This window comes from Streptomyces sp. B1866 (genome assembly GCF_031932565.1).
Classification (GTDB): Bacteria; Actinomycetota; Actinomycetes; order Streptomycetales; family Streptomycetaceae; genus Streptomyces.
In genome coordinates this window covers 1-319 of sequence record NZ_JAVSCF010000661.1, presented here as the reverse complement: position 1 = coordinate 319, position 319 = coordinate 1, and the positions used below count along the sequence as shown (strand labels likewise).

Genomic DNA, 319 nt, shown 5'->3' with positions numbered 1-319 from the left:
CCGTACGCGAGCGGCTGGCGCGCTGGGGCGAGCGGGTCTCCATCGCCTCCGTCAACGGGCCGTCCTCGACGGTGGTCTCCGGCGAGCCGGCGGCCCTGGACGAGCTGCTGGCCTCCTACGAGGCCGACGAGGTGCGGGCCAAGCGGATCCCGGTGGACTACGCCTCCCACTCCGCGCAGGTGGAGGCCATCCGCGAGCAGGTCGTCGGCGCGCTGGCGGGCATCGAGCCGCGGCGCGCCGAGATCCCCTTCTACTCCACCGTCACCGGCGGGGTGCTGGACACCTCGGGCGCGGACGCCGAGTACTGGTACACCAACCT

General features: G+C 73.7%; 1 protein-coding gene. It reads left to right on the top strand.

Features of this window, described 5'->3' with window-relative positions:
- On the top strand, window positions 1-319 hold a 319-nt coding region (locus tag RKE29_RS30680; RefSeq protein ID WP_312008942.1), incomplete at both ends, for an acyltransferase domain-containing protein.